Genomic DNA, 18,063 nt, shown 5'->3' with positions numbered 1-18,063 from the left:
TCACTGCACTCTGAAACGCTGCTACAAAGAAGAAGGCTCCTATGGGGCCTTCGTCATTTTAGGATTTGGAAGTGTCTACGAAACAGGGAGGGAGATTCAGTCAGCCCAAAGACGCAGGAGTCAGCCACGACAACAAATCGGCGCCGCTCATCGGGCGAGCATAGAAATAGCCTTGTCCTCTCGAGCAGCCCAGCTCCAACAGTTTGTCACGTTGCTCTAGCGTTTCGATTCCTTCAACAACCACTGACATGCCCAACGAGTCACCCAGTGCGAGGATGCTGCTGATCACCGTCTGGCAGCGTTGTTCCTGCAAGGTATGCACGAACTCGGTGTCCAGTTTGATTTCATTGAACGGCAGCTGACATAAACGCTGGATCGAAGAAAACCCCGCGCCAAAGTCATCGATGGACAATTGGCAACCCATCATGCGAAGACGTACCAGTGTTTCAAGGCTGGCCGCTGTCGCTTCCAGTAATCCGCTCTCGGTCAACTCAAACGTCAGGCCAGCACCTGGGAGGTCGAAGTGATCGAGTATCGATTTGATTCGCTGCGTGAGTTGACCACCGGCCAGTTGAGACGTTTGCAGGTTGAATGCAAAATTCAGGTCAATGTTCTTTTCGCCCACTTGCTTTTGCAGCGCCAAGGCCTGGTTCATCTGATCGAACAACAGCTCGTCCATCAGCCCGCAATGTTCAAGTGTCGGGATGAAGAACGCCGGTGACAAAACTCCCTTGATGGGGTGTAGCCACCGGGCCAGCACCTCGACGCCATAAACCTGGCCTGTGTGCAGATTGATTTTAGGTTGGTAATACGCCTTCACCTGCCGGTCATGCAGGGCATGGGCGACTTCCTGGCTGTCCGGCAGTTCAAGGCCCGGATCCGGGGCACGACGCGAGGGTTTATGCGTGTTTGCCGAATACTTCGCCAGTAACGGCGCCAATGCTTCCGGTCGCAAGGGTTTACCGGCATCGCCCAATAGCTGCATGCCCAGCAAAGAAACAATTTTCTGTACCGAGCACCGCAGATCCGAAGACATCGAGCTGCTGATGATGATCGCACCCACCAAATTGGAGTGGCTCGCCTGCTGCAGGAATTCCAGGCCATCCATGCCATTCATGCGCAGATCGCACAGCGTGATATCCACGCCGCCAACCTGCTGTAATAACGCCAGCGCCTGCTCTCCGTCTTCGGCTTCGAAGATCTCGGTACACCCCAAATATTGCAGCACCTTCACTGCAAACGCTCGCTGAAATGGATGGTCCTCAAGAACCAGTGCACGGAGCGGAAAGCTATTCATCGCCAATGATCTTCTATCCAAAAATATCGTAAAAGAACCATTGCCCTTTGATAGCCCAATGGCCTGAAAAAGTTGAATAGTGCCGCACCAATGACCCATGGTTTGTAGGCATGAAGCCACTGAAATGTAGGAAAAATCCTAGTGATAGCCGGCTTAACATTTTGCGCGGCATAACGGCAACCCATGTCGCTTCCCGTCAAGTACGCACAGCGCGTCTCTCTACATTGCCAGCAGGGTGAAAATTTCTTCCAGGTCCTGATGATCCCGGCCCTCGACGGGGCTTTGCTGTTTGCGGGGTTGGAAGTTTTGCATGGGGCGATCTCCCCAAGGGCTAACCGCACGGCACCGCAACTGGCTCAGGGCGTTAATCCAGGGCGCGAGGGAGGGGCGGGATTGATGGATTGCGACCCGTTGTCGAAGGAAATCATCAAACGGCTGCGATGCCCGGCGTTGCACCGGGCACCGCGTTGACACTTAAACCCGTTCGAAAATCGCTGCAATCCCTTGGCCGCCGCCGATGCACATGGTCACCAGCGCATAACGGCCGTTGGTGCGGTGCAGTTCGTGGATGGCTTTGGTGGCGATGATCGCGCCGGTTGCGCCGACCGGGTGACCCAGGGAAATACCCGAGCCGTTCGGGTTGACCTTGGCCGGGTCGAGGTCCAGTTCCTGGCTGACCGCACAGGCCTGGGCGGCGAAGGCGATGTTGGCTTCGATCACGTCCATGTCGGCGACGGTCAGGCCGGCACGCTTGAGCGCCAGGCGGGTGGCCGGCACCGGGCCGAGGCCCATCAGTTCCGGTTCAACACCGGCGTGGGCGTAGCTGACCAGGCGGGCCAGCGGGCGCAGGTTGTTGGCCTGCACGGCAGCGCCGGTGGCCATGACCAGCGCAGCGGCGCCGTCGTTCAGGCCGGAAGCGTTGCCGGCCGTGACCGAGCCGTCTTTCTTGAACGCTGGCTTCATGCCCGCCAGTTGTTCCAGCGAGGTGGCGCGAGGGTGTTCGTCGACGCTGAACAGCTTGGTTTCCTTGCGATCACGGATTTCCACGCCAACGATTTGCTCGCTGAAGTAGCCATTGGCGATGGCGAAGGCCGCGCGCTTCTGGTCTTCCAGGGCCAGGGCGTCTTGCATTTCACGGGTGATGCCGTTGCGCTCGGCGACGTTTTCGGCGGTGATGCCCATGTGGATGCCGTGGAACGGGTCATGCAGGATGCCCAGCATGTAGTCGATGGCCTGGATGTTGCCCATGCGCGCGCCCCAACGGGCGGCCGGCATGATGTAAGGCCCACGGCTCATGGATTCGGCACCGGCACCGACGACGATCTCGGCATCGCCCAGCATCAGGGTTTGCGCGGCATTGATGATCGCTTGCAGGCCGGAACCGCACAGGCGGTTGACGTTGTAGGCCGGGGTTTCTTTCGGGATGCCGGCGTTCATCGCGGCCACGCGGGAGATGTAGGCGTCGCGGGTTTCGGTCGGGATCACGCTGCCCATCACCAGATGGTCAACTTGCGCCGGGTCGACGCCGGAGCGTTGCAGGGCGGCTTTGACGGCCGTGGTCGCGAGGTCGGCCAGCGGAACGTCTTTGAGCGAACCGCCAAAGGTGCCGATGGCGGTACGCGCGGCGCTGACAACAAAAATATCCGGGGTGTTCATTACGGCTTTCCTCTTGGTGAATGCTTTTCTGTACTGCGATTGAGTAGGGCGGTCAACGCTGTTTGCGCTTCAGGTGTCTTGAGGCGCTCGATGAACAACAGGTTTTCCTGACGAATAGTGGCTTGCAGCTCCGGCAGCGACGGCTGTTTGAGCAGTTGGCGGGTCTGGCGCAGTGAATCCTGCGGCAGGGCCAGCAGGCGTCGGGCCAGATTCTGCGCGGCGTCCAGGCATTGTTGGCCGTCGTCGAACAGCTCGTTGGCCAGGCCACAGGCAACCGCCGCTGCGCCGTCGAGGCTGTCGCCCCACAGCAGCAGACGCGCGGCGCGGGCGTGACCGATCAGGCGTGGCAACAATAGGCTGGCACCGAACTCGGGGCACAGGCCCAGGTTGACGAATGGCACGCGCAGCTTGGCGTTTCGCGTCACCAGCACCTGATCGCAATGCAGCAACAGGGTGGTGCCAATGCCGATGGCCGCGCCACACACGGCGGCGATCAACGGGGTTTTCAGGTGAATGACGACGTTCATCAGGCGAAACGCAGGACTGTCCAGATGCGTCGGCGGGTGCTCGAGAAAATCCGCCAGATCGTTGCCACTGGTAAAGCACGTGGTGCCGCCGGTGATCACGATCACGCCGATGTCAGCGTCTTCATCTGCCGCCAGCAACAGGTCGGCCAACTGCGTGTACAGGCTGTTGTTCAGCGCGTTGAGCTTGTCGGGGCGGTCGAGCGTGAGCGTCAAAACGCCGTCGTTGCGTTGTTGTTTGATCAGCTCAGTCATGGAATGCCCCGCCCGTTTTGTCCGGCAGCCACTCTAAGCGCCCGACGGGCGCGGGAGCTATGACAAAACGAGTCAACGAAACTGCTGCTTTTTGCCATGTTTTCGCGCAGCGCTGGCCGGCAAAAAGGTTCACACACCCATTCGGGGTATGGTGCCGTTGGCCCGATCACTCAATAGTGGCATCAACCGGTCGTCCAGAACCGACTTCGCTTGATAAGGTGAATTTGCTATGCGCAAGGCCCTCATGGTGATTTCCAGTCTGTTGCTAGTTCCGCTGACACTCAATGTGCACGCCGCCACTGACGTGAACGAAAACAATACGCTCCGGCTGTATAACTGGGCGGATTACATCGGCGAAAAGACCATCGCCGACTTTGAGAAAGCCTCTGGTATCAAGGTGATTTACGACACCTTTGATGCCTACGAAACCGTCCAGGCGAAGTTGCTGACCGGGCACTCCGGTTACGATCTGGTGGTATTGAATGCCTCCCTTGCGCCGCCCTTGATCAAGGCCAAAGTGTTCCAGCCGCTGGACAAGAAGTTGCTGCCGGGCTGGACCAACCTTGACCCGAAAGTCTTGCAGGACTTGCAGGGCTTCGATGCCGGCACCGTGTATTCCGCGCCGTACACCTGGGGCAGCAACGGCATCACCTACAACGTCGACAAGATCAAGCAACGCATGCCGGACGCGCCGATTGGTTCGCTGGCGATGATCTTCGATCCCAAAATCGTCTCGCGCTTCGCTGACTGCGGCGTCACCCTGGTCGATGCGCCCACCGAAGTGATTCCGCTGGCCTTGAAGTACCTCGGACGAGACCCGCGAAGTGCGTCGCCGGAAGACTTGAAAGCCGCACAGGACTTGTTGCTGTCCGTGCGGCCGTACATCAAGAAGTTCGATTCGGTGAACTACCTGACCAGCCTGCCCAACGGCGATGTCTGCATGGCCATGACCTGGTCCGGCGACTACGCCACCGCCATGGCCCGCGCCGAAGAGGCCAAGCTGAAGATCAAACTGGCGTACTTCATTCCCAAGGAAGGTTCGCTGATCTGGTTCGACAACATGTACATCCCCGCCGATGCGCCGCACGTGGCCAACGCGCACAAGTTCCTTGAGTACTTGATGCAGCCCCAAGTGATGGCGGACGTGACCGACTACATCCACTACGCCAACAGCAACGCGGCGGCCACGCCGTTGCTCAACGCCGATGTGCGCAGCAATCCGGCGATCTACCCCGATGAAGAAACCCGTCAGCGCCTGTTTCCGCAGAAGACCCAGGACGCCAAGGAAATGCGCGCCATCACCCGCGTCTGGAGCACGGTGAAGAGCGGGATCTGATCGTTTAACCCTTCGGTTTGAGGTTTTTGTATGGCTACTCCAACGTTGAAAGCACTGCCGGCTGTTGATGACGCCCAGTTGATCAAGGCTGACAAAGCCCACTACATGCACGGCTACCACGTGTTCGACGAACACGCCGAACAGGGCGCGCTGAACATTGTGGCCGGTGACGGCGCCTATATTTACGACGCTCACGGCAACCGTTTTCTCGATGCGGTCGGCGGCATGTGGTGCACCAACATCGGTTTGGGCCGCGAGGAAATGGCTCTGGCGATTGCCGATCAGGTACGGCAACTGGCGTATTCGAATCCGTTTTCCGACATGTCCAACAACGTCGCCATCCAGTTGTGCGAAAAACTCGCCAGCCTGGCGCCGGGCGATCTCGATCATGTGTTCCTGACCACCGGCGGCTCCACCGCCGTCGACACCGCGTACAGGCTGATTCAGTACTACCAGAACTGCCGTGGCAAACCGCAGAAGAAGCACGTCATCGCCCGGTTTAACGCGTATCACGGCTCCACCACGCTGACGATGTCGATTGGCAACAAAGCCGCCGACCGCGTGCCGGAATTCGATTACGCCAACGACAAGATCCACCACGTCTCCAACCCGAATCCTTACCGCGCACCGGACGGTATGGACGAGGCGCAGTTTCTCGAGTTCCTGATCAAGGAGTTCGAGGACAAGATCCTGGCCATCGGCGCGGACAAGGTTGCGGGCTTCTTTGCCGAGCCGATCATGGGCTCGGGCGGGGTGATCATTCCGCCCAAGGGTTACCTGAAACGCATGTGGGAAGTCTGCCAGCGCTACGACATTCTGTTTGTCGCCGATGAAGTGGTGACGTCGTTCGGGCGTCTGGGCAAATTTTTCGCTTCTTATGATCTGTTCGATGTGCAGCCAGACATCATCACCACGGCCAAAGGCCTGACGTCGGCTTATTTGCCGTTGGGCGCGTGCATCTTTTCCGACCGTATCTGGAAAGTCATCGCCGAGCCCGGCAAGGGTCGCTGCTTTACCCACGGCTTCACCTACAGCGGCCACCCGGTGTGCTGCACGGCGGCGCTGAAAAACATCGAGATCATCGAGCGCGAACACCTGCTGGAACATGTCGAGGTGGTCGGCGCCTATCTCGAAGAACGCCTGGCAACCCTCAGCGACTTGCCGCTGGTGGGCGATGTGCGCTGCCAGAAGTTCATGGCCTGCGTGGAGTTCGTGGCCGACAAACGCACCAAGGCGTTGTTCGCCGATGAGATCAACATCGGCGAGATGATTCACTCCCGGGCTCAGGCCCGAGGCTTGCTGGTGCGGCCGATCATGCACCTCAACGTAATGTCGCCGCCGTTGATCCTGACGTGCGCCCAGGTCGATGAAATCGTCGAGATCCTGCGGGTGTGCATTCTTGAAGTGGCGGCCGAGCTTGAGAAAAGCGGCCAGTACGTCGGGCAATGAGTTCGATCAATCGGCGGTTACCCGGCGTCGGTTCTCCCGCTAGACTGCGGGGCATGAGCAAACCCAACGACGATACGCTGATCGCATTGCCCTTCGGGGCCTTGCACAAATGGCACGGCGACATGCGCGAGGCATTCGCCCATGTCGACGCGCCTGATGCGCTGCACTACCTGGCGTCGGCGTTCGGGCATCTGGTGTCCATCGAATCGGTGATGATCAGCCTCGAACACAAGGACCGCGCGCCGCAGTTGCTGTACCAGCGCGGTATCCCGGAGCAGTACCGGGACTCGATCATCGACCGCTATTTTTCCGGTGGCTACTTGCTCGACCCGTTTTGCCTGGCGGTGGAGCAGGGCCTGGCCGAAGGGTTTTATCACCTGGAGGAAATCGCCCCGGACAACTTCTTCGACAGCGAGTACTACAAGACTTATTACTTGAAGACCGGGTGTTCGGAGGACAGTTTTTACCTGATCGATACGGGGCATGACAGCCAGGTCTCGGTCAGCCTGTTTCAGGGATTTGGCGGGGAAAGCCTGCGGGCGGAGCAGTTGAATCTGTTGCGCGCGGTGGAGCCTTTGGTACGGGAATTTGTCAGTGAGTTTGGCCGTCGTGGCCTGGTGCAAAGCGCAGTCACTGAAAGTGACGATCTGAAGCAACGCGTGCAGTCCGCCTTCGAAAACTTTGGCTGCGACGTCTTGACCGAGCGCGAGCGGGAAGTGGCGCACATGGTGCTTCGGGGGCATTCGGTGAAATCCACGGCCAGCCAGATGAGCATCTCGCCGGAGACGGTGCGCATGCACCGCAAGAATCTGTATTTGAAGCTGGAAGTCGGGTCGCAGTCAGAGTTGTTTGCGCTGTTTATCGAGTGGTTGCGCCAGCACTGAACCCAAATCTACAACCCACCCCCAAACCCCTGTAGGAGAGGGGTTGAGCACAATCTTTGTGGTCAGTCTTCGCGTTTAACGACCAGGGTCAAAATATCGTCACTGGCCACCAGTTCTTAGAAATTTCTTGAGAGTCGTGACGGCATAATCGCCGTTCGGTCCGCGTCACCAGCGGCGGCGATTTCTGGACAGCCTGATGGCTGCTTAGTAGCATCCGCCGCATACGTATCTTTCTCCTGTACGTCGACCGATGCGGACCTTTCAAGGAATCGAAAATGCACACCTTCACCCATGGCGATACAACCGTTGTTTTCACAGTCTTGAGCGGTGAAGTGGTGGGCAGCGAAAAGCTCAGCGAAACCCGCGTGACGTCCACCGGTGGCGTTCATGTGAACGGCAAGGACAGTGAAGTAACGCCGGTGCGTATCAGTTCGGTGTCGATCATCAATCATGAGTTCTGGGTCAAGACCCCGGACGGCGTCGAACACGATGTAAAGCTGCGTGGCGTGGACATTCCATTACGCACGGGTCAGGAAGTCTCGTTGATCAGTGCGTTGAAAAAGGATGGTTCGCCCTTGCACACCATTCTGCAGAATCACACGGCGTCCAAACGTTGGGTGTTGCGTGACGCCAACGCACTGCATACCGAGCTGGAGCTGGCGCCCTTCAACTGGAAGACCGTGATGATCGTGTCCGGGTTGTGTGTCGCGGGTCTGGCTACAGGCGGGCTGGGTATCCTGGCGGGGGCGGGCTATTTTTGCTACGCGTGGTACCAGGGCTCCCAGCGCAAGAAACTGCTGGTCAGCGATTTGAATGCCTACCTCGACAAACTGGACACTTTGGCCGGTAATCGCAGCCGGGCGCCAAGTCCTGCCCACGTGGTGCAACCTTCTGCACAGGTAGAGCTCTTTGTCGAGGCAGACATCGTGATTGAGGAGGAAAGCCCTGTTGACGAAGCGAAAGCGGTTCAGAACCGCGTCGATGCTCCGGCACAAAGCCCTGCGCTGAACAGCGACAGCGTACGCCGGGCGCTGTCGCGCAATCTCTGAAGACGCAACGCAGAGCGTCCCCGGTGGCATTCCCACGCAGAGCGTGGGAACGATCAACACTTTCCCCGTAGCAGCTGTCGAGCCTTGGCGAGGCTGCGATCAGCGGACAGAAAAGCACGCAGTCTCGCCAACCTGACGTCGACCGGCTTCCAGCCCGCCGGATCTGTCGCATAATGATTCCACGGGTTTTGACTTCTGTAGTTAACGTAATCGAGTGGGTCGGACATTGATCGAACGACGGCAATTCAGCGGCGGCATGAAGGGTAAAAACCTCCGCTATCTCAACGAACCTGCGGACAAGCCTGTGCCGATAACGCGCACAGGCTTTTTGCTGCTCGAACACTTCTCGCTGCCGGCATTCACCCAGGCACTGGATACGATCGTCACCGCGAATCTGTTGCGTCCCGGCCTGTTCGCCTCGCGAACGTTTGGCTTGCATGACGGTGAGGTGGTCAGTGATCTGGGCCTGGTGATCCGGCCTGACGCGCGTTTCGATGCCGCGGCGATTCAGCAACTGGACCTGTTGGTGGTGTGTGGCGGCTACCGCACGGAGCTGAAAGTCGCCGATGACTTCGTCCACCTGCTCAGGGCGGCGGCAGAGCGCGGCGTCACCTTGGCCGGGCTGTGGAATGGCGCCTGGTTCCTCGGCAGCGCTGGCCTGCTGGACGGTTATCGTTGTGCCATTCACCCCGAGCATCGACCGGCACTGGCGGAAGTGTCCAAAGCGGCACAGGTCACCAGCGAACCCTATGTGATTGACCGTGACCGACTCACGGCGTCGAGTCCTTCGGGGGCTTTCCATATGGCGCTGGACTGGATCAAAGGGCTGCACGACAAAGCCCTGGTCGAGGGCATCGAGGACATTCTGGCGTTTGAAGAGTCGCGTTACCGGCGGATCAAACCGGCGGAAAACATCTGCGTCAGCGCGCCGTTGCGCGAGGTGGTCAAGCTGATGGACGCCAACCTCGAAGAACCGCTGGAGCTGGAACAACTGGCGGTGTACGCCGGACGTTCACGTCGGCAACTGGAGCGCCTGTTCAAGGAACAACTGGGCACCACGCCGCAGCGCTATTACATGGAACTGCGCATCACTGAGGCGCGTCGGCTGTTGCAGCACACCGAGCTGTCCCAGGTGGACGTGCTGGTGGCGTGCGGGTTTGTTTCGCCGAGCCATTTCAGCAAGTGCTACAGCTCGTACTTCGGCTACCGGCCGTCCAAGGAAAAACGGCTGGTCAAATGAACCCGCCACGCCCTCTCCCGGCAGGAGAGGGCGGCTGCGCATTTCAGGTGTGATGAAGCTCGCGGTCCTTGGTTTCCGGCAGGAAGAACGTGCCGAGAATCGCTGTCATCACCGCGATCACGATCGGATACCACAACCCGTAATAGATATCCCCGGTGGCCGCGACCATGGCGAACGCCACTGTTGGCAGAAACCCGCCGAACCAGCCGTTGCCGATGTGGTACGGCAGCGACATCGAGGTGTAGCGGATGCGCGCCGGGAACAGTTCCACCAGCCACGCAGCGATAGGCCCGTAGACCATGGTCACGTAGATCACGAGGAGGGTCAGCAGCAGCAATACCATCGGGTAGTTGGTCTTCGCCGGGTCAGCCTTTTCGGGGTAACCGGCCTCCTTCAGGGCCAGGGTGAGGGTGGCGGTGAAGGCGTCGTTGCGGGTCTTGAAGTCGGCGGCCGGCAGGCTGGTGCCCTCGAAACTCTGGATGACCTTGTCGCCGATGCGCACTTGGGCGACGGTGCCCGGTTCTGCCTTCTCGTTTTTGTAGGGGATGGCCCGCTTCGCCAGCAGGCTCTTGGCGAGGTCGCAGGAACTGGTGAATCGGGCCTTGCCCACCGGGTCGAACTGGAACGAGCACTGGCCCGGATCGGCGATCACCGTGACCGGGTTCTTCTCCTGCGCAACGAATACGTCGGGGTTACCGTATTGGGTCAACGCGTGGAAAATCGGAAAGTAGGTCAGCGCCGCGAGGATGCAGCCGGCCATGATGATGCCCTTGCGGCCGATGCGGTCGGACAGGCTGCCGAAAATCACGAAGAACGGCGTACCGATCAGCAGCGAACCGGCGATCAGCAGGTTGGCGGTTTGTGGGTCGATCTTCAGGGTTTGCAGCAGGAAAAACAGTGCATAGAACTGCCCGGTGTACCAGACCACCGCCTGACCGGCCGTCCCGCCGAGCAACGCCATGATCACGATTTTAAGGTTGCCCCAACGGGCGAAGGATTCGGTCAGCGGCGCCTTCGACGCCTTGCCTTCTTCCTTCATTTTCTTGAACACCGGCGACTCGCTGAGTTGCAGGCGGATGTACACCGAGACAATCAGCAGCAGGATCGACAGCAGGAACGGAACCCGCCAGCCCCAGGCTTCGAACGCTTCGGTGCCGAGTAGGGTGCGGCAGGCGAGGATCACCAGCAGCGACAGAAACAGGCCGAGGGTCGCGGTGGTCTGGATCCACGAGGTGAAGTAACCGCGTCTGCCGGGCGGCGCATGTTCGGCCACGTACGTCGCCGCGCCGCCATATTCACCGCCCAGTGCCAGGCCTTGCAACAGGCGCAGGGTGATCAGGATGACCGGCGCCGCCACGCCAATGGTGGCGTAGCCGGGCAGGAAGCCGACGATGGCGGTGGAGATACCCATGATGACAATGGTAATGAGGAAGGTGTGCTTGCGCCCGATCATGTCGCCCAACCGGCCGAACACAATGGCGCCGAAAGGCCTCACGGCGAAACCCGCGGCGAAGGCGAGCAGGGCGAAGATGAACGCCGTGGTCTCGTTGACGCCGGCGAAGAAGTGCTTGGCGATGATCGCGGCGAGAGAGCCGTAAAGGTAGAAGTCATACCATTCGAATACGGTACCCAGGGACGACGCGAAAATGACTTTGCGCTCCTCCTTGGTGATGCCGTGTCCGGGCGTACTGCCTGTGGTTGTACTGTCGATTGCGGCCATGGTGTTCTCCGTCTTGCTCTTGTTATAGGCCGGAGTACCTCTCATCAATTGCCGCACCCAGGCCCTGGGGCTGATGTCGTCGGATTGCAAATTGCACGAAGCAGGGCGCCGGCATTTCTGCCGGATTACTTGAAGCATAATCAGCTTCGTGCAGATATCCACTCGCCAGCCCACCGCCCTCCAATCAACGCCCGAAACGCGAACCCCTGTAGCAGCTGGCGAAGCCTGCGTCCGGCTGCTACAGGGGGCGTTTGTTTCTCAACGGGCGGTGGTTACAACAGCGAGATCGTGTAGTTGACGATAAAGCGGTTTTGATCGACGTTGCGCCCGGCATCGGTGTTGGACTTGGCGTTGCGCACGGTGAAACCGAGCCCCTTGAGCGTGCCCGATTGCAGCACGTAGTCCAGGGTCATGTCGCGCTCCCACTCGGACTGATCGCTGGCGTTGCGGGCCTTGATGTCCGTGCCCTTGAGGTACACCACCGACGCCTTCAACCCCGGCACGCCCAAGGGCGCGAAGTCATAGGTGTACTGACCGAAGTTGGTCTGTTCACCGGCGCGGGCAAAGTTCTGGATCATCTTGTCCGTGGGCAGGTAAACGCTGCCGCCACCGGCGCCCTTGTCCACCAGACTGCCCTGGTTGGGCTGGACGAAGTTGCTGCCATCGCTCACCTGTTGATGCCCCAGCGACACCGAGTGGCCGCCGTTCACGTAGGTGATCATCGCCGCCCAGGTGTTGTTGTCGATCTCGCCGTTGTTGTCCTCGGTGTAACCCGACATGCCGTAGCCTCGGGCCCGGCCGGCGGCGCTGCTGTTGGCGCCGGTCGACGTGGTGTTGAAGTAGCGCAGGTCAGTGGTGAGGGAGCTTTTGCCGTCAATCGGCAGAACGTGGACCAGCCCGAGGAAGTTCTGGTTGTAGAACTCTTCCAGCTGCGCGAAGTAGTACTGGGCCTTCAAATCCTTGGTGATGTTGTAATCACCGCCAGCGTAGTAGAACTTGTTACTGTCCTGCGTGGCGCCGGGGACCGACAGGCCGGTCCGGTCTGTCGAAGCGCGGCCGACCGCGTGTTCAAGCACGCCGCTGGTCAGCGTCAGGTTTTCAATGTCGTTCGAAGTGATTTGGGCACCCGTGAATGACTGCGGCAATACGCGCGCATCGTTGGCGATGAGGATCGGTAACTTGGGCAGCAAAGTGCCGTAGCGAAACTCTGTCTTGGAGATGCGCATTTTCGCCGTCGGGCCGAAGCTGCTCCAGGCGCCCACTGCACCGTCGCCATCGGTGGGGATCATGCCGCTGCCGACGTGGCGACCATCGCCGCTGTCCAGTGTGATACCGAGCAGCGCCTGCGCATCCAGGCCGAACCCTACCGGACCTTGGGTAAACCCCGACTCGTAACGCAGCACAAAACCCTGGGCGGTCTCCTCGGTTTTCGAAGGCGCCGCGGTGCCATCGCGGTTGTCGCTGTTGAAATACAAGGTGCGCATCGACAGGGTGGCTTTGCTGTCTTCCAGAAAGCCGTGCGCGGCGGTGTCTGCGGCCTGCGCGCACAGGGAGCTGGCGGCCAGCAAGAGGGCGGTGGGGACGGTTCGGTTGTACATACGGTGCTCCTGATGATTTCTTATGATTTTTGGAGAGTCGCCGCCACCCCGAAACCGGCGCGCAGAAGGGCGCGCCCGATGAACGACCTGAGCATCAGGCCGTCGGGGTGACGTATTTTTTGAGTCGATTGGCGCGCGGTTAAATCAGGTAGGACAGGCCCACGGTCAGGCCGAAAGCGACCACGGAAATAATGGTCTCCAGCACCGTCCAGGTCTTGAAGGTCTGGGCCACGGTCATGTTGAAGTATTCCTTGATCAACCAGAAGCCGCCGTCGTTGACGTGAGAAAAAATCACCGAGCCGGCACCGGTCGCCAACACCAGCAATTCCGGGTGCGGATAACCCAGCCCAATCGCCACCGGCGCAACAATCCCCGAAGCCGTGGTCATCGCCACCGTCGCGGAACCGGTGGCAATGCGCATCAACGCGGCGAACAGCCAGCCCATGATCAACGGCGACAAGTGAAACTCGTGGGCCAGGCTGACGATCTGGTCGGTGACGCCGGCGTCCACCAGAATCCGGTTCAGGCCGCCGCCGGCACCAACCAGCAAGGTGATGCTCGCCGTGGGTGCCAGGCATTCATTGGTGAATTTTAGAATCGATTCACGGCTGAAGCCCTGGGCGATGCCGAGGGTCCAGAAGCTCAGCAAGGTCGCCAGCAACAGGGCGATCACCGAGTTGCCGATGAACAGCAAGAACTGATTAAAGCCGCTGCCCGGCGTGGAAATCAGGTTGGCCCAGCCACCGATCAGCATCAACACCACCGGCAGCAAAATAGTCGCCATGGTGATGCCGAACCCCGGCAGGCTGTCGCGCGGTTCGCGGTCGAGGAATTGGCGCTCCAGCGGGTTCTCGGCCGGCAATTGAATGCGCGGCACGATGAACTTGGCGTACAGCGGCCCAGCAATGATCGCCGTCGGAATGCCGATCAAAATCGCGTACATCAACGTCTGCCCGACCGACGCCCCATACACCTGCACCGCCAGCATCGCTGCGGGGTGCGGCGGCACCAGGGCGTGAACCACGGAGAGGCCGGCGACCATCGGCAACCCGACCATCAGGATCGACACGCCGACACGGCGCGCCACGGTGAAGGCAATCGGCACCAGCAACACAAAACCGACTTCGAAAAACAGCGGCAACCCGACCAGGAACGCAATGCAGACCATCGCCCAATGCGCGTTCTTCTCGCCGAAACGGTCGATCAAGGTCCGCGCCACCTGCTCGGCACCGCCGGACTCGGCCATCATCTTGCCGAGCATCGTGCCCAGCGCCACCACCAGCGCGATATGCCCCAGGGTTTTGCCGACGCCCGCCTCGTAAGCGCCGACCACGCCGGACGCCGGCATCCCGGCCAGCAAGGCCAGGCCGATGGACACCAGGGTGATGACGATGAAGGGATTGAGTCGGTAACGGGCGATCAGCACGATCAGCGCAATGATGGCGATGGCGGCATACACCAGCAGCCAATAGCCGAAGGACAGGGTCATGCGGTACTCCTCGAAAGGGTCACGTCGAATGGATTGTGAAACTCTTAAAACATTTCGAGAGGTGATTTTCAAACGAGGCGAAAGTAATTTTCGTGGAGGGATAAGGCTTGTCGCACAGAGGTACGGGTTGTCGTTGTTTTTGAAATTGGGAGAGGCGGATTTTCATCCTGCGGGGCGCGGATTCAGCGGGGGAGTCGAGGTCAGATAACGGCGCAGCAGCAATAAGCGAGGGCCAGCAAAGCGGCGACGGCAAACGCGCCTAACGCCTTGGCCATGGCATGGTGCGCCGGCGGCACAGGCTCGAGCGGGGGCTGCCAGAAGGGATCCGATAACGCTGTGCGTTGATCGTAGTGGTGGCGAATGACCTTGTAGGTGTATCGCAAGCCAATCAGCAGCATCAGCACAATCATGCTGAGTATTGCCCTGCACATCAGGGCAGGAATAGCGCCGGACTCCATTTCCTGCAGGCACGCCGCGCTGTTGACTTCCAGAACGCTGATTTGCCCGGTCTGCATATTGGGTTGCCGGGCACCCACGTGAATTGCCGACGGTTGTTCCAGTTCAACAGCCTGATACTTCCACAGGGTGGTCGAGCCTTCCCGGCAATAGGTGAACGCGACGGGGTCAGGCGCCGCCACGATGCACGCGTCGTTGATATTGAGCTTCTTCAGTGTCTGATCGGCTGACCGGGTGAAATCCAGGTCGAAGACAGGAATGATCCCGGTGGCCGAAGCGCCCACCGAAAACAGTACGCCGCCGGCGAAACTGATTGCCGAAACCTTCAAGGTGATTTTTCCTTGTTTTTCATCAGCGTAGTGAAAAGCGCACAGAGCGTGGCTCCACTTGATTCGATGAGTCTAGAAGGCGGCTGGCAGCAGGCAGTGTGGCTGCATAAAAAAGCGTAGAAAATGGACGAAATGCCACTCATTTCCAGTCAGGCGCCATTCTGCCCGGTTTACAAATTTTGTGATCACCGCCGACCCTGTGGGAGCGTGGCTTGCCCGCGATGGCGGCCTCAAATCGGAGTGCTGTTTAAAGGTGTTTAAGGATACTTCCTGAAAGCTACAACGCCTTGCGCCATTCCCTACGACTACGCCAGAATCCGCCGGCTTGTGTGCTTTGGACGCCCTCGGTAACTTGATTCCCGTCACTGATTCCCAGTGATCGGGTTTAGTAGCCCGAGGATATGAAGGCTGCACAAGCGTCTGTCAGACAGGTATTTCCATGCCTGTATTTGATGGTGGCTGTGCGCAGGGCGTCCTCGGACGCGCCGGCTTTTCCTTCGTTCTCCGGTCTACTAACCTGCGTACAGCCGCCACCCCTCGTATTAGTAGCGAGGCGTGGCTGCCCGATAAGGACGAAGGTAAATATGTTCAAGGTAACGCCAAATCCGCCAGACACAGATCCGGCATCCCCCTACGAATCACTCGATTCAAAGAAGCTCCACGAAGCCGCCGAACGCGCCCTCGATCACTACCTCAACCCAGGCGCCATCAAATCCCCGGCGACCCGCAAACCCAGCACGATGTTCATGCTCGCACCGAATCTGCGGGACGAAGACCTGTTGGCCCACACCTGTGAAACATTGGCCCAGGCCAGTGTCATGACCAGCGACTTCGCGGGGTACCTGGAAGGGCCGCATCGGCACACGGCCATGGCGATCCAGCAGATCATCATGCTGGCGGAACTGGCGGCGAACCGGATGATGGATAACGTTGAGGTGCCGACGTAACCATCAGAGACCGCGTTATCGTTCTTCGCGAGCAGGCTTGCTCCCACAGAGGAATGCAATCCACTGTGGGAGTGAGCCCGCTCGCGATGGCGGCATGCCAGACAACATCACTCTCAGATCCGGAAGCTCCCCAACCAGCCGATCCACCTGCCGTTAGTTCGACGTGTAATCCATTGCCTCCAGTTAATAGGAAGCATTACTATTCGCACCCCATCCCCACAGCACACCGCAATGACCCCCAAGCTGCCCCGCAGACACGGCTTTTTCGAGCATTACGAAGAGTTGGTTGGCACCTGGACCCGTCGCCTGAGAAATCGTCAGCAGGCCGAGGATCTGGCCCACGACACCTTCGTGCGGGTGCTTGAGTCGAATTCGGTGGCGGTGGAGCAACCTCGGGCCTATTTGCACCAGACCGCGCGCAACATCGCGGTGGACGGTTATCGGCGGGAGGATCGAAGGGGCGCCATGGAGTCGCAGGCGAATGATCTCAGTGTGTCGTCGACCGGCGACCCGGAGCAGTACATGCAGGCGATCCAGTTGGCTGATTCCATCGAGCGGGCGCTCACCGAGTTGCCACTCAATTGCCGCAAAGTGTTTGTGTGGCAGAAGATCGAAGGCCTGACCCAGGCCGAAATCGCCGAACGCCTGGGCCTGTCAAAGAACATGGTGGAGAAGTATATGATCCGCACGTTGCGGCACCTGCGCGACCGCCTTGACGGGTTGCAACCATGATTGGCAGCGCCTTCTCATCCCCAGGCCAACAGGACCTTCCATGATGGATACTCGTGATTGCGCGTGCGGGCATACAACCGTTCGGGACGACGCGGCGTGCTGGTTTGTGCGGATGCAGGAACCGGCGGTGGACGTCGTTGAATACCGGCGCTTCGAGGCGTGGCTCGGCGAACACCCTCAACATCGAGAAGAGTTCGAAGCCCTTCAAGGCTTGTGGACGGCGGCTGACCTGCTGCCGGCCGCACGTTTGCAAGCGTTGTGTGAAACCCTGCCGGCGCGACGCGCACGTCAGTCGTGGATGCGTTACGCGGTGGCCGCGAGTGTGGTGGCTGTGGCGCTGGGTCTGGGCTTGTTCAGTGGTTTGAATCACCCGGCGACTTACACCGCCGAATATTCCACTGCGTTGGGCGAACGTCGTCATGTGGCGTTGCCTGACGGCTCGGTGATCGACCTGAACAGCCGCAGCCGCATTCAGGTGAACTTTGAAAAAGACCGGCGCGGCGTCGAGTTGATCGAAGGCGAAGCGATGTTCAGCGTCGAGCACGACACCCGCCGGCCGTTTGTGGTTGATGCTGGCAACGGCCAGGTGACGGTCACCGGCACGCGTTTCGATGTGCGCCGCGATCTCAGCGAAACCCGGGTCGCGGTGGAGCAGGGGACGGTCAAGGTTCAGGGGCAGGGCGCCGAATTTGTCAGCCTGACCGCCGGCCTCGGCACGCGCATTGATGCCCAAGGGACTGTCGCGACAGCCTACGCCGTCAACCCGGCAGAACTGACCGCGTGGCGCAGCGGCAAACTGGTGTTCAACAACGCCAGCCTCAGCGAGGTGGCAGCGCAAGTGTCGCGTTATCGCGAGAAGCCGCTCACCGTCGGCAGCGACAAAGTCGGCAATCTGCGCCTGACCAGCGTGTTCAAATCCGACAACACCGACGCACTGCTCAAGGCCCTGCCGAGCATCCTGCCGGTGGCTGTGCGCACCCTCGACGACGGCAGTCAGGAAATAATCTCAAAATAAATTCAGGTTTTTTTCGAGTTCATCGTCTTCTTGTCCAACTGCAACTGGTTTGCATTAACAAACGCATATGTTTGCGATCCACAGGAC

General features: G+C 59.6%; 15 protein-coding genes. 8 read left to right on the top strand and 7 right to left on the bottom strand.

Annotation, left to right across the window (positions count from 1 at the left end; genetic code table 11):
• Window positions 1–100: 100 nt before the first annotated feature.
• The 3 genes from D882_RS0123315 to D882_RS0123300 form a co-directional block, all read right to left on the bottom strand.
• Window positions 101–1,396 (bottom strand): EAL domain-containing response regulator, encoded by a 1,296-nt coding sequence (locus tag D882_RS0123315; protein ID WP_324188495.1) that lies wholly within the window; start codon window positions 1,394–1,396, stop codon window positions 101–103.
• Between the two features lie 375 nt (window positions 1,397–1,771).
• Window positions 1,772–2,953 (bottom strand): acetyl-CoA C-acyltransferase family protein, encoded by a 1,182-nt coding sequence (locus tag D882_RS0123305; protein ID WP_027925469.1) that lies wholly within the window; start codon window positions 2,951–2,953, stop codon window positions 1,772–1,774.
• On the bottom strand, window positions 2,953–3,732 hold the full coding sequence (locus D882_RS0123300; RefSeq protein WP_027925468.1) for an enoyl-CoA hydratase: 780 nt from the start codon (window positions 3,730–3,732) through the stop codon (window positions 2,953–2,955). Before D882_RS0123300 ends, D882_RS0123305 begins: the two co-directional genes overlap by 1 nt.
• 229 nt (window positions 3,733–3,961) lie before the next feature.
• Between D882_RS0123300 and D882_RS0123295 the strand changes: the two genes are divergently transcribed.
• The 5 genes from D882_RS0123295 to D882_RS0123275 all read left to right on the top strand — a co-directional run bounded on the left by D882_RS0123295 (window position 3,962) and on the right by D882_RS0123275 (window position 9,690).
• Window positions 3,962–5,068 carry a polyamine ABC transporter substrate-binding protein gene (locus D882_RS0123295; protein WP_027925467.1) on the top strand — a complete coding sequence of 369 codons (1,107 nt, stop codon included), beginning with the start codon at window positions 3,962–3,964 and terminating at the stop codon, window positions 5,066–5,068.
• 30 nt (window positions 5,069–5,098) lie between these two features.
• Window positions 5,099–6,517 carry an aminotransferase gene (locus D882_RS0123290; RefSeq protein WP_027925466.1) on the top strand — a complete coding sequence of 473 codons (1,419 nt, stop codon included), beginning with the start codon at window positions 5,099–5,101 and terminating at the stop codon, window positions 6,515–6,517.
• Window positions 6,514–7,401, top strand: coding sequence for a helix-turn-helix transcriptional regulator (locus tag D882_RS0123285; RefSeq protein ID WP_027925465.1), 888 nt, complete (start codon window positions 6,514–6,516; stop codon window positions 7,399–7,401). The genes D882_RS0123290 and D882_RS0123285 overlap by 4 nt, the downstream gene beginning before the upstream one ends.
• A 275-nt stretch (window positions 7,402–7,676) precedes the next feature.
• Window positions 7,677–8,450: a hypothetical protein gene (locus D882_RS0123280; RefSeq protein ID WP_027925464.1), complete on the top strand. Its 774-nt coding sequence runs from the start codon at window positions 7,677–7,679 to the stop codon at window positions 8,448–8,450.
• 226 nt (window positions 8,451–8,676) lie between these two features.
• Complete coding sequence (locus D882_RS0123275; RefSeq protein ID WP_027925463.1) at window positions 8,677–9,690, top strand: GlxA family transcriptional regulator; 1,014 nt, start codon at window positions 8,677–8,679, stop codon at window positions 9,688–9,690.
• A 43-nt stretch (window positions 9,691–9,733) separates the two neighbouring features.
• Here the strand turns inward: D882_RS0123275 and D882_RS0123270 are convergent, their stop codons facing one another.
• The 4 genes from D882_RS0123270 to D882_RS0123255 all read right to left on the bottom strand — a co-directional run bounded on the left by D882_RS0123270 (window position 9,734) and on the right by D882_RS0123255 (window position 15,282).
• A complete protein-coding gene (locus D882_RS0123270; protein ID WP_027925462.1) occupies window positions 9,734–11,410 on the bottom strand; it encodes an MFS transporter in 1,677 nt (558 codons plus the stop codon).
• 272 nt (window positions 11,411–11,682) lie between these two features.
• Complete coding sequence (locus D882_RS0123265; protein WP_027925461.1) at window positions 11,683–13,008, bottom strand: OprD family porin; 1,326 nt, start codon at window positions 13,006–13,008, stop codon at window positions 11,683–11,685.
• Between the two features lie 139 nt (window positions 13,009–13,147).
• On the bottom strand, window positions 13,148–14,497 hold the full coding sequence (locus D882_RS0123260; RefSeq protein ID WP_027925460.1) for a gluconate:H+ symporter: 1,350 nt from the start codon (window positions 14,495–14,497) through the stop codon (window positions 13,148–13,150).
• Between the two features lie 200 nt (window positions 14,498–14,697).
• Complete coding sequence (locus tag D882_RS0123255) at window positions 14,698–15,282, bottom strand: hypothetical protein (protein WP_027925459.1); 585 nt, start codon at window positions 15,280–15,282, stop codon at window positions 14,698–14,700.
• A gap of 584 nt (window positions 15,283–15,866) precedes the next feature.
• Here D882_RS0123255 and D882_RS0123250 point away from each other — a divergent pair.
• The 3 genes from D882_RS0123250 to D882_RS0123240 all read left to right on the top strand — a co-directional run bounded on the left by D882_RS0123250 (window position 15,867) and on the right by D882_RS0123240 (window position 17,976).
• Window positions 15,867–16,229 (top strand): DUF6124 family protein, encoded by a 363-nt coding sequence (locus tag D882_RS0123250; RefSeq protein WP_027925458.1) that lies wholly within the window; start codon window positions 15,867–15,869, stop codon window positions 16,227–16,229.
• A gap of 231 nt (window positions 16,230–16,460) precedes the next feature.
• The gene (locus D882_RS0123245; protein WP_027925457.1) at window positions 16,461–16,961 is read left to right on the top strand and encodes a sigma-70 family RNA polymerase sigma factor; all 501 of its coding nucleotides are present in this window, start codon (window positions 16,461–16,463) and stop codon (window positions 16,959–16,961) included.
• A 40-nt stretch (window positions 16,962–17,001) separates the two neighbouring features.
• Window positions 17,002–17,976 (top strand): FecR family protein, encoded by a 975-nt coding sequence (locus D882_RS0123240; protein WP_027925456.1) that lies wholly within the window; start codon window positions 17,002–17,004, stop codon window positions 17,974–17,976.
• Window positions 17,977–18,063 lie beyond the last annotated feature (87 nt).

Origin of the sequence: Pseudomonas sp. URMO17WK12:I12, assembly GCF_000514395.1 — a bacterium.
GTDB lineage: Bacteria > Pseudomonadota > Gammaproteobacteria > Pseudomonadales > Pseudomonadaceae > Aquipseudomonas > Aquipseudomonas mucoides.
The sequence above is the reverse complement of the archived record's forward strand: the minus strand, read 5'-3'. Positions and strand labels throughout refer to the sequence as shown.